This window comes from Anaeromassilibacillus sp. An250 (assembly GCF_002159845.1).
Taxonomy (GTDB): domain Bacteria; phylum Bacillota; class Clostridia; order Oscillospirales; family Acutalibacteraceae; genus Anaeromassilibacillus; species Anaeromassilibacillus stercoravium.
This window is the reverse complement of record NZ_NFJK01000017.1, coordinates 66,893-78,325: the sequence shown is the minus strand read 5'-3', so window position 1 is coordinate 78,325 and position 11,433 is coordinate 66,893. Positions and strand designations below refer to the sequence as shown.

General features: G+C 57.0%; 14 protein-coding genes. 13 read left to right on the top strand and 1 reads right to left on the bottom strand.

Annotated features, from left to right (window positions below):
* On the bottom strand, positions 1 to 1,138 hold a 1,138-nt coding region (locus tag B5F54_RS13795; protein WP_207651974.1), incomplete at its 3' end, for a hypothetical protein.
* A 169-nt stretch (positions 1,139 to 1,307) separates the two neighbouring features.
* Here B5F54_RS13795 and B5F54_RS13790 point away from each other — a divergent pair.
* From B5F54_RS13790 to ylxM, 13 genes are all read left to right on the top strand, one after another.
* Entirely contained in the window at positions 1,308 to 1,568 is a 261-nt protein-coding gene (locus tag B5F54_RS13790) for a YabP/YqfC family sporulation protein (protein WP_242969712.1), read from the top strand.
* A 33-nt stretch (positions 1,569 to 1,601) separates the two neighbouring features.
* Positions 1,602 to 2,777 (top strand): sporulation protein YqfD, encoded by a 1,176-nt coding sequence (locus B5F54_RS13785; RefSeq protein ID WP_140400392.1) that lies wholly within the window; start codon positions 1,602 to 1,604, stop codon positions 2,775 to 2,777.
* A gap of 140 nt (positions 2,778 to 2,917) precedes the next feature.
* Positions 2,918 to 3,877: a PhoH family protein gene (locus tag B5F54_RS13780; RefSeq protein WP_087234830.1), complete on the top strand. Its 960-nt coding sequence runs from the start codon at positions 2,918 to 2,920 to the stop codon at positions 3,875 to 3,877.
* 5 nt (positions 3,878 to 3,882) lie between these two features.
* Entirely contained in the window at positions 3,883 to 4,392 is a 510-nt protein-coding gene (ybeY, locus tag B5F54_RS13775) for an rRNA maturation RNase YbeY (protein ID WP_087234829.1), read from the top strand.
* Between the two features lie 2 nt (positions 4,393 to 4,394).
* Positions 4,395 to 4,886 (top strand): diacylglycerol kinase family protein, encoded by a 492-nt coding sequence (locus tag B5F54_RS13770; RefSeq protein WP_087234828.1) that lies wholly within the window; start codon positions 4,395 to 4,397, stop codon positions 4,884 to 4,886.
* A 27-nt stretch (positions 4,887 to 4,913) separates the two neighbouring features.
* Positions 4,914 to 5,840: a GTPase Era gene (gene era / locus B5F54_RS13765; RefSeq protein ID WP_087234835.1), complete on the top strand. Its 927-nt coding sequence runs from the start codon at positions 4,914 to 4,916 to the stop codon at positions 5,838 to 5,840.
* Between the two features lie 114 nt (positions 5,841 to 5,954).
* Complete coding sequence (locus B5F54_RS17375; RefSeq protein WP_140400391.1) at positions 5,955 to 6,146, top strand: hypothetical protein; 192 nt, start codon at positions 5,955 to 5,957, stop codon at positions 6,144 to 6,146.
* Positions 6,097 to 6,897, top strand: coding sequence for a DNA repair protein RecO (gene recO / locus B5F54_RS13760; RefSeq protein WP_087234827.1), 801 nt, complete (start codon positions 6,097 to 6,099; stop codon positions 6,895 to 6,897). The genes B5F54_RS17375 and recO overlap by 50 nt, the downstream gene beginning before the upstream one ends.
* 8 nt (positions 6,898 to 6,905) lie before the next feature.
* Positions 6,906 to 7,361 (top strand): GNAT family N-acetyltransferase, encoded by a 456-nt coding sequence (locus B5F54_RS13755; protein WP_242969711.1) that lies wholly within the window; start codon positions 6,906 to 6,908, stop codon positions 7,359 to 7,361.
* A gap of 8 nt (positions 7,362 to 7,369) precedes the next feature.
* Entirely contained in the window at positions 7,370 to 9,730 is a 2,361-nt protein-coding gene (locus B5F54_RS13750; RefSeq protein ID WP_087234834.1) for an endonuclease MutS2, read from the top strand.
* Positions 9,731 to 9,772: 42 nt separating this feature from the next.
* Positions 9,773 to 10,186 carry an EamA family transporter gene (locus B5F54_RS13745; protein ID WP_087234833.1) on the top strand — a complete coding sequence of 138 codons (414 nt, stop codon included), beginning with the start codon at positions 9,773 to 9,775 and terminating at the stop codon, positions 10,184 to 10,186.
* A gap of 119 nt (positions 10,187 to 10,305) precedes the next feature.
* Positions 10,306 to 10,989 carry a hypothetical protein gene (locus B5F54_RS13740; RefSeq protein ID WP_087234825.1) on the top strand — a complete coding sequence of 228 codons (684 nt, stop codon included), beginning with the start codon at positions 10,306 to 10,308 and terminating at the stop codon, positions 10,987 to 10,989.
* Between the two features lie 72 nt (positions 10,990 to 11,061).
* A complete protein-coding gene (gene ylxM, locus B5F54_RS13735) occupies positions 11,062 to 11,424 on the top strand; it encodes a YlxM family DNA-binding protein (protein WP_087234824.1) in 363 nt (120 codons plus the stop codon).
* The last annotated feature ends 9 nt before the right edge of the window (positions 11,425 to 11,433 follow it).

The following is an 11,433-nucleotide window of genomic DNA, read 5'->3' as shown; positions in this document are numbered from 1 at the left end:
TGCCTGGCTCTCCCCGAAAGAAAAACTTGCTGCTTTCTTTGAATCTCTCGCTGTACAAGATGTTTGACAAACCTACATGCTTTGCAGTTTCGATTCGGTTGTCCTTCCGGCATTGAAGCAGGAGAAGGATGCATAGGCCGACGATGGCAACAGCGGCGGGGACGGAACCCATCAGGACGCCGTGCAGGGGCGCGGTTGTGTTGCCAAAGGCCGGCGCTGCCTCCGGAAAAAGGACACAGAGGCCAAAGGCGATCCCGCCCGCCAACAGGCCGTGAAACAGGCGAAACAGCATAAAGCGGGGCATGCCGATCGGGATGCCGGAGATCGAGGAAAGAATCTGAAAATGCACGCAGATGCCGCCCCAGCCGATGGCAAAGGAGAGGACCCATAGGGGGAGGCCCTGCTGCACCGCATCGTTGCAGCCGCCGGTCACCTCCAGCAGAATGGAAACAAAAGTGGATGCGGTGGGGGAGGAAAGAAATACCCGCAAAAGATCTAGCAAGACGGCGAACAAGATGACAAAGCAGCACATGGAGAGCATGGAGCGCGCCGCGTCGGAAGCGGAGCAGATCAGCGCTTGCGCGGCGCCCATTCCCTTTTGGGAGACGGCTTTTCCGCGCTGTTTGCGGGAGACGCCCAAGCTGCACAGAATCCCCAGGAGCAGGGACGCGGAGAGCTGTGAGGCCAAAAGGATTACGCCAGCCTGGGCGTTGCGCAAAAGGCCCGCTCCCACCACACTGAGGACGAACGCGGGGCCGGAGTTGACGCAGAAGCAGAGCATGCGCGCTGCTTCCTGCGGGGTGATTTCCCCCTCTTGGCAGAGCGCGGCCACGGCACGCGCGCCCACCGGATAGCCGCCCACCATGCTCATGACAATCGCCGCCGCTGCGCTCCCCGGCAATCCAAAGAGGATGCGGCATGGGCCGGCAGTAAGCCGGCCCATGGAAGCGGCCAGCCCGGATTTTACAACAAACACGGAGAGCGCCATAAAAGGGAAAAGGGAGGGGATCAAAATATCCACACAGTACCCAATCCCTCGTTTGGCTCCGGCCGCAGCCTGTGTAGGGTAAAAGAGCAATGCAGCGGCGGCGCAAAGGACGCCGAGGGGCAGAAACAGGCGTGCAAAGTGTTTTTTCATGGAAAGGGCCTCCCTTGTTCAAACAGGTTCGTCCCAATCATATGATGCTTTGAGCCGCGTTCAGACCCATATGCATGGACTTTTTTGGATAGAAAGTTTTATTTAGGGATTTGGCTGCATAGGTTTATGAGAGCACGATATAAAGTGAGAAAGTTTGGGGTGAGGCGGATTGGCCGAAAAAAAGATCGAAAACAAGCGACCACAGAGATTCAACAGCCTCCCCATGTCCACATATATGGAGGTCAAAGGGAACCGAGAGGTCGTTTTGGAGGGATGCCGGGGCGTGTTGGAATACGATACAGATGTGGTGCGCGTCCGTGCCGGGAGGATGACGCTTCGGTTTACCGGGCGCTGCCTGGTGATCCGTTGCCTGACCGCCGATTCCTTAGTCGTGGAAGGGTTCATTACCGGCATTGAATTTCTCTCCTAATACACATCCAAACTGGGAAGGGAAGGATTGTGCGTGATCGTATTGCATGCTCTCCGCTGGGTGATGGGCACCGTCCGCTTTTCCATACGCGGCGCGCCGGAACAATTTTTAAACCAGTGCGCACGAAACGGGATCAGCCTTTGGAATATTGAAAAGAAAGAAACGTTCACCGCTTGCATTTTCGCGGGCGGTTACCGCCATTTGCTGCCGGCCGCCCGCAAAACGAAGTGTGTCTTGAAAGTGCAGGAGCGCCGGGGCATGCCGTTCCGGCTTGCGTTTCTCCGGCGCAGGAAAGGGCTGGTGGCGGGAGCGGTCCTCGCTTTCCTGCTGATTCAAGTTTTGTCGCTCCACGTTTGGAGCGTGGAGGTTTCAGGAAACGAGGGAATCCCAACGGAGCAGATCGAATCCGTGGCAGCGGAGCTGGGGCTGAAGCCCGGCGTATGGAAAAAGGACGTGCAGGCGAAACTCTTGCAGCAGCAGCTGATGAACGCCTTCCCGCAGGCGAGCTGGCTTTCCGTAAACACGTCCGGTTGCCTCGTCCAAATAGAGCTGGAGGAACTCTCGGAAAAACCGGACCTGGACACCAACAAGCGCGCCTGTAATATCCTGGCAAAGGCAACCGGGCAGATCCTTTACATGGAGGTCTATGCCGGCACACCGGAGGTGAAGGAGGGCGACGCTGTGGTGGAAGGCCAATTGCTCTTAAACGCCGTGGTGGAGGACACCTATGGAAGGAGCACACTGAAGCACGCGGCGGGGAAGATCATCGCCGCGACCAAACATACCTTTACCACCCAGGTGGAGATGCAAAAGGAGATCGTACAGGAGACCGGGCATGTGGTGACGCAGCGAAGCGCAACCCTGTTTGGCCTGCGGATTCCGCTGAGTTTTACCGGGAAGCCGGACGGCGTCTACCGTCTGGAAGCGGAGCAGGTGCGGCTCAAGGTGATGGATTCCCTATTGCCCATCTCGTTCTATACGGAGAATTGGGTGGAAGAAACGCGGCGGACCGTGCCGCTCTCCCAGGAGGAGGCGCTGGAAAAGGCGCGCGAGGACGTCGCGCTTCAACAGAAAGAGCAGATCGGGGACGCGAAGATTACAGCCCAGGAGGAGACCGTTGAGGTCCGGGATGGGGTGCTGTACTATCGCGTGGATGTGGACTGCGAAGAAAATATCGGTGTAGAGTCGGAAGTTTTTCTGCAATCTTGATTTTTTTATGAATTTTGCGGTCAAATTAATGACGAACGAATTTATGTGTGTTATAATCGTTTTATTCGGATCGGTGTGAAAAGGAATGGCGCGGGTGCCGGTGTGATCGAAATTTTGCCGCGCCAGGTTGGAGATTAAGGATGTTTGAGCAAAGAATCAATATTGACCGAATGGAGCAGGCCGTGGCGCTTTTCGGCAGCTTCGATGAAAATATTAAGTTGATCGAAAATGAATATACCGTCAATGTGGTCGGACGCGGGTCGGAGATCAAGGTGAGCGGCGAACCGGAAAACGTGGCAAAGGCCGTCCGGGTGATCGAGAGCCTCTTGACCCTGATTAACCGCGGCGAAGTGTTGAGCGAACAGAATATCCGGTATTGCATTGCCCTGGTCAACGAGGGGACGGAGGAAAAGATCGAAACCCTTGCAGGGGACTGCATCTGCGTTACCTCGAAGGGCAAGCCGGTGAAGCCCAAGACCCTGGGCCAGAAAAAATATTGCAACGCGATTAAAGAGAACACCATCACCATCGGCGTTGGACCGGCGGGTACCGGAAAGACGTACCTGGCCGTTGCGCTGGCCGTCACAGCGTTCCGCGCCCAGCAGGTGAACCGGATCATCCTCACCCGCCCAGCGGTGGAGGCGGGCGAGAAATTGGGCTTTTTGCCCGGCGACCTGCAACAGAAGGTGGATCCCTATTTGCGGCCCCTTTACGACGCATTGTTCGACATGCTGGGGGCGGAGACCTACCAGCGGTATGTAGAGCGCGGAAACATTGAGGTTGCGCCGTTGGCCTATATGCGCGGCAGAACATTGGACGACAGCTTCATCATCTTGGATGAGGCGCAGAACACCACGCCGGAGCAGATGAAAATGTTTTTGACCCGCTTGGGTTTTGGTTCCAAAATGGTCATCACCGGCGACGTCACACAGATCGATCTCCCGGATGGGCGTCATTCGGGATTGAAGGAAGCCATCAAAATCCTGCGCAATGTGGACGATATTGCACAGGTCACATTCAACGAAAAGGATGTGGTGCGCCACCGTTTGGTGCAGGATATTATCAAAGCGTATGAAAAATATCAGGAAGGCAGGCGTTAATTATCATGGAAAAAGTCAGAGTAATCATCGACAACCGGCAAAAAGCAGTAAAAATCCCCACGGGCCTGCGTATGTTGGTGCGCCGTTGCTGCAACGCAGTGCTGCGCATGGAAAATTTCAGCGAGCCCGCTGAAATCAGCGTGACGTTTGTGGACAACAAGCAGATTCAAGAGCTGAATAAGCAGTATCGCAATAAGGATATGCCTACGGATGTCCTCTCGTTCCCGATGGGCGAAAACGGCGTCTACGATGAAAACCACGCCACCGGCGCGAAGATCCTGGGGGATATTGTGATCTCCATGGAAAAGGCGGTGGAGCAGGCGGAATGCTATGGCCACGGTCTAGACCGCGAGGTCGGCTATCTCACGGCGCATTCGATGCTGCATCTGTTGGGGTATGATCATGAGCAGGGCGGCATTGACCGCGTGCGCATGCGTGAGAAGGAGGAGCAGGTGATGACGCAGCTCGGCCTGCCCGCTTCCAGCAGCTATGTTTTGGATGAGGATGAGGAGTAAACTTGCGGTTTGTTAAAAGCCTGAAATATGCCCTGCGAGGCATTGTTTACTGTATCAACAACGAACGGAACATGCGGATACATACAGTCGCTGTGCTGTATGTATTGGCTTTTTCGCCCTTCTTTGAGATGTCACGCGCGCGGTATGCCATCCTTTTGGTCACGTTCGCCCTCGTTTTGACGGCTGAGACGTTCAACACCGTGGCGGAGGAACTTTGCGACCTTGTGGCGCCCAGTTTCCACCCGGTGGTGCGGATTGTGAAGGATATGGCGGCAGGCGGCGTGCTGATTTGCGCCGGGTTTGCCGTGGGAGTCGGGGTATGCCTGTTTTGGCAGCCCGCTGCGTTCCTGCGCATCTGGCGCTATTTTTTGGACAACCCCGCCATGATCGCTGTGCTCTTGGCGAGCATCGCTTTGGCGTTGGTATACATTCTGGCAGGACCGCTCGGCATCCGGGACTTTTTCCGAAAGAAAAAGCTCCCGCGGACGCCCTAAATGCGGCAGAAAGGAAACAAAAAACGGATGGAACTGGAAACGATGCGGCCGGAGGACCGGACCGCTTTTATTGCGATCGTAGGCCGCCCCAATGTGGGAAAGAGCTCGCTTTTGAACCGGATGCTTGGGCAAAAGGTGGCCATTGTGTCCAGCAAACCCCAGACAACGCGCACGAGGATTATGGGCGTGTTGACGGAAGGGGCCGATCAGCTGGTCTTTATCGACACGCCCGGCCTGATGCGCCCGCGCAACCGGCTGGGGGATTATATGGTGCGCTCCGTGACGGAGTCCGTCTCCGGCGTGGACGCTTGCCTGCTGGTGGTGGAAGCAGGGCAGAAGATTTCCCCGGCAGACCTCGATTTGATCGAAAAATTCCGGTCGCTTGACATGCCCGCGGTGTTGGCCATCAACAAGATCGACCTCTTGCAGGACAAGAGCATCCTGATGGCGCAGATCGCAGAGCTTTCCGGGCTGTTTGCGTTTGAAGCGGTGGTGCCGGTATCGGCGCAAAACGGCGACGGCGTGCGCATCCTGATGGACGAGCTCAAAAAGCTCGCCATGCCCGGCGGCCATTTCTTTGACGACGATACCCTGACCGACCAGCCCGAGCGCGTGCTGGCGGGGGAGATCATCCGCGAAAAATTGCTCCGCCTGCTGGATAAGGAGATCCCCCACGGCGTGGCTGTGGCGGTGGAGCGGATGCGCGAGCAGGAGAACGGCGTGACCGAAATCCACGCGACCATTTTCTGCGAGCGCGATTCCCACAAAGGGATCATCATCGGCAAGGGCGGTGCCATGCTGAAAAAGGTCGGTACCTATGCCCGCGAGGATATGGAGCGCTTTTTTGGCTGTAAAATCAATTTGCAGCTTTGGGTCAAGGTGAAAGAGGGTTGGCGCAACAGCGACGCGATCCTGCGGAGCCTTGGCTACGATAGCAGCAGTTTCGACACATAATTCTATAAACATATAACAGATATTACCGTTCATACCCGTTTCCCTTTTGCACATAGTAAACATGAACAGGTTCCACAAATCTAGGTATTATGGAACAAAGGAGTTGTGCGAAGATTGCTTGGAAAAGGGGCGAACGGAATGGACGACTATGACGAGCAGGCGGCGTGGTCCTGCTTTACGCAGACGGGCCGCGTACAGGACTATCTGATCTACACCCAATGCAAACAGCAGAACGCCGCCCGGCAGGAGGATTCCCATGCAGATCGAGACAGACGGCCTGGTGATTATGGAGCGGCAGGTGGGTGAGAGCGACCGGCTGATTACGGTGCTCACCCGGGAGGAAGGCGTGTTGCGTGCTTTTGCGCGGAAGGCCAAGCTGCTGCGCAGCAGCAAGCTCTCCGCTACCCAGTTGCTCTGCTATTCCCGCTTCCTCATTTATAAGGGGCGGGATAAATACATAATCGACGATGCACAGCCGGTCGAGGTGTTTTTTGATCTGCGGCGCGACATCGGGAGCCTATCCCTTGCCCAGTATTTCTGTGAGCTCGCCGGTGCGCTTGCTCCGCAGGAGGCTGAGGCGGGGGATTTTTTGCGTCTGCTTCTGCGGGCGTTTTACTATTTATCGAAGGGGACCCGGCCGCATTTGCTCGTCAAAGCGGCGGTGGAGATGCGGATGCTGTCCTTGGCGGGCTATATGCCGGACCTGGTCTGCTGTGCCGGCTGTGCCTGTTACGAGGCGGAGACCATGCTGTTTTTGCCGCGCAGCGGCGTCCTCTATTGCCAATCGTGTTATTCCCAGGGGGCGGAGCCGGCGGTGCCGCTTTCCCCCGGCGCGCTGACCGCGTTGCGCCACACTGTGTATGCGGATTTTGACAAGCTGTTTGCGTTCCGCCTTCCGGAGGCAGGGCTTTGGGAAGTGGCCAGGGCCAGCGAAGCCTATGTGCTGAACACCTTGGGGCGCAGCTTCCCCACCCTGGATTTCTATCACCAGGCGGAACCGGGCGGGAGGACTGTTCCCATGGAAGGGACACAAACAGAAAAAATGGATAAAGGATAGGAATGGATATGATTACCGAACAATGTACAAAAGGCTTGGAGGACAATCCGGAAGCGCGCCGGATTCGCCAGGCCGTATTTGTGGACGAACAGGGGTTTCACAACGAATTTGATGAAATCGACCCGGAGGCCTGGCATGTGGTGCTTTGGGAGGACGGGGCTGCGCTTGCGACCGGGCGCGTGTTCCCAAAGCAAGGCTCGGATGGCGTTTGGACCATCGGCCGCGTGGCGGTTTTGAAACCGTACCGCGGAAAAGGGCTTGGCGCGCTGGTTGTGCAGAAGTTGGAACAGGTCGCTGCCCAGCATGGGGCCAAGGCGTTTATCCTCTCCGCCCAGGTGCGGGCGCAGGGGTTCTATGAGGCAATCGGCTACCATGCCAAGGGAGAAACCTATTTGGATGAATACTGCCCGCATGTGACCATGACAAAACCGGCGGGCGAGGAGAATCAAGAGGAACAGTCATGAGTGAAACAATGGAACGACATTTTAAGGCTTTAGAGCTGGATAAAATTTTACATTTATTGGCGGAAGAGACCTCCTGTGACGCGGCGGCGGAACTGGCGCAAAATTTGCGCCCTTCCACGTCCTTGTCCCAGGTAAAACGCCTTCTGACGGAAACGGACGAGGCCCACACCATGATGGCGCGCTTTGGTGCGCCGTCCTTTGGCGGCCTCAAGGACGTATCGAATTCCCTGCGCCGGGCGGAAGCGGGCGGTACGCTCAATATGACGGAGCTGCTGCGCATCGCCACCGTCCTGCGCACGCTGCGCGGGATTGTGGATTGGCGCAGCAAAAGCGAGGGCGTGAAGAGCATCCTCGACGACCGGTTCGATGCGATTATGCCGAACAAGTACTTGGAGGACCGGATCAACCATGCAATCCTCTCCGAGGAGGAGATGGCGGACAACGCCTCTCCACAGTTGGCGACTATCCGGCGGAAGATCCGCTCTGCGTCTTCGCGCGCCAGGGAACAATTGGAAAAAATGGTGCGGTCGCCGGTCACCCAAAAATACCTACAGGACCCGATCATCACCATGCGCGACGGGCGGTTCGTCGTGCCGGTCAAGGCGGAGTGCCGCGGCGATGTGCCCGGCTTGGTTCACGATACCTCCTCCTCCGGCGCAACGGTGTTCGTCGAGCCCATGGCCGTTGTGGAGGCAAACAACGAGGTTCGCGTGCTGCTCTCCCAGGAGCAGGCGGAAATGGAGCGCATCCTGGCGGAGCTCTCCGCAGAGGCGGGCAATTTTGCCAGCGGGATCATTTCCGGATACAAAGAGGCGGTGGAGCTGAACCTGATCTTTGCCAAGGCCAATTTGGGCTATAAGATGAAGGCGACCCTGCCGCTGGTCAATGACGAGGGGAAGATCGAACTCAAACGGGCGCGCCATCCGCTGATCGACAAGGAAAAGGTGGTGCCGACCGACATTGAACTCGGCCTGCATTTTGATACCCTGGTGATCACCGGCCCGAATACCGGCGGCAAGACCGTTTCGTTGAAAACGGTTGGTTTGTTGACGCTGATGGCGATGTGCGGCCTGCTGCTGCCGGTGGCAGACAACAGCCAGATTTCGATTTTCAACCATGTGTTGGCGGATATCGGCGATGAGCAGAGCATCGAGCAATCCCTCTCGACGTTTTCCGCCCATATGACGAATATTATCAAAATCTTTGAACAGGCCGATGCATCCAGCCTGATCTTGCTGGATGAGCTCGGCGCGGGGACGGACCCGATCGAGGGCGCCGCGCTCGCCATGTCCATTTTGGAGGCATTGCGCCGCAAGGGGACGCGCATTGCAGCGACGACGCATTATGCGGAGTTGAAGGCCTATGCGTTGCAGACAGAGGGTGTGGAGAACGCCTGTTGCGAATTCGACGTGACGACGCTGCGGCCGACGTACCGCCTTTTGATCGGCGTGCCGGGACGCTCCAATGCGTTTGCGATTTCCCTGCGCCTTGGCATGGACCCGGAGATTGTGGAGCACGCCAGGGAGCTGGTTTCCAGCGAGAATACCCGGTTTGAGGACGTCGTGCAGAGCTTGGAGACCAGCCGCCAGCGCCTGGAAGAGGAGCGCAAGGAGGCACAGCGCCAGCGTTTGGAGGCGGAGGAAGCCAGCCGCGCGGCAAAGGAGCGCAAAGACGCCATCGATGCGCAGGCGGACCGCGAGATGGAGGAAGCGCGCCGCCGGGCCTCCGAGCTGATCGCCCGCACGCGCGGCCAGATCGACGCGATGCTCAACGAAATGGAGGAACTCAAAAAGCAGAAGAATAAGGCGCTCACAGCGGAGCAAAAGGCCAAGCTGAAATCCGGCCTGCGCGCGCTGGAGAACGAAGCTGACCCGGTTCGGAAAAAGGACGAGGAAGCGTATGTCCTTCCGCGCCCCCTCAAGAAGGGCGACCCGGTGTTGATCTATGATATTGACAAGAAGGGGACGGTCCTTCAGCCCCCGGATAAGGACGGCAAGACCGCACTGGTCCAGGCGGGCATCATCCAGACACGTGTGCCGGTCTCCAATCTGCGGCTGCTCAACGAAAAGCCGGTGAAAAAACCGCAGGGATCGGTCACCCGCAGCGTCAACCGCGCCAATGTCCGCGCGGCGATGGAGCTGGATGTGCGCGGTCAGACATCGGATGAAGCGCTGATGAATGTCGACCAGTTCATCGATTCCGCGGTGTTGGCGGGCATCAATATGCTCACCATCATCCACGGGAAAGGGACCGGCGCCCTGCGCGCCGCCGTGCAGCAGCATCTCAAGCGCCACCCCAACGTGAAGAGCTTCCGCCTGGGCACCTTTGGCGAGGGCGAAGCGGGCGTGACCATCGTAGAACTCAAGTAAAGTGAGGCCGAAAGAATGACAAAGGGGAGCGAAAAGAGCAAAATGTGGATTGCATTTGCAGTTGGTTCCGCGGTGTTCGCGGCGTTGACCTCTATTTTGGCGAAGATCGGCATCGAGGATATGGACTCCAACCTGGCGACGGCCATCCGCACCGTAGTGGTGCTGGTTTTAGCCTGGGGAATCGTATTTGCCACTGGCGCGCAGGCGGGGATTAGCCATATTTCGGCAAAAAGCTTTTTGTTCTTGATCTTGTCCGGATTGGCGACGGGGCTCTCTTGGATCTGCTATTACCATGCCATTCAAATCGGCCCTGTTTCGAAGGTGGTCCCCATCGACAAGTTCAGCGTGGTGATCACCATGGTGTTGGCCTTCCTGTTTTTACACGAAAAGGTGGACGTCAAAACGGTCTTGGGTGGAATCCTGATTACCGCAGGCACGCTTGTTATGATTTTGTAGATCTCATAGACGGCATGCCCCCGGCATACGGATCATATATAAGGAATTGAGGTCCAGGCAGACGGCTGGTCGTGCTGCCCGGACCTTTTTCGAAGCTTTTGGAAAAGGAGGAATCCAAAATGGATGAGGCGAAAAAGAGCAAAAAGGGTTTGGCGATTGGGATAGCGGTGGTGCTTCTGCTTCTGGCGGCTGTGGGAATCACTATCGGCCTGGCACTCAGCGACCCCTATGCCGGTACGGTACAAGCTGCCGCGCAACCGGAGACCGTCGTCACAAAGTTGGCGGAGTCGCTGCTCACCGGGGAACCAGCCGTCTTGACCAAAGAGGAGGTCAGCGGCCTTTTGGCCGGCCAAGTGGACGGATTGCAGGGGGGAGGCTTTCAGGTGCTCGACCTGCAATGCGTATCCGTGGAGGATGGCATCGCGGAATTTTATATCCCGGTATCCTTCTCCGGCCTGCGGTTGGGGGTCAGCGCCCAGTTTACCGTGGGGTGCAACGCAGAATCGGAGACCATTTGGGCGGAGTTGCAGTCCGTTCATCTGGGAAGATTGCCAGTCAAAACCGAATGGGTGATGGGCGCTGCGGAGGCCCTGCTGCCCGCCCAGGTTTCCGTGGAAGGGAATACGCTGTCGATCCCCTCTTCGTTTTTTGACGAACAGGTCCTGGGGGGAGCGGTCGGGGTGACCGTTCAGGATTTGCGCGCCACGCCCGAGGGCTTTTTGGTACAAGTGCAAGGGAATTTGGATCGGATTCAGAGCAGCATTGGGCAATATTTGGAGCAATTTCTGTCGCCAGGGGATTGACAGAAGCGGGCATTTGTTGTATAATCTCCAACTGTAAAGGAAATGGCTTTACAGTTGGAGGGAGGGCCAGCCGTGGCAAAGGATTTGGAGATTTCCTTTCTGCTGGATTTCTACGGCGATATGCTGACGGAAAAACAGCGTGAGGTGATTGAATTCTACTACAACGAGGACCTGTCCCTTTCGGAAATCGCCGACAATGAGGGCATCACGCGCCAGGGAGTGCGCGATTCCATTAAACGCGCCGAAGCGCAGCTGCTCGATATGGAACAGCGCCTCGGTTTGGCAAAGCGGTTTCGCGAGATGCGCAGCGGGCTGGAACAGATTCGCGAGGCGGCCCAGCGCATCCAGGATTACAACAAGCACTATGTGTATTCCCGCGACCTTTCCGAGGATACACAGACGATTATAGACTTGGCGCAGAAGCTATGCGAATAGCCAGCGCGC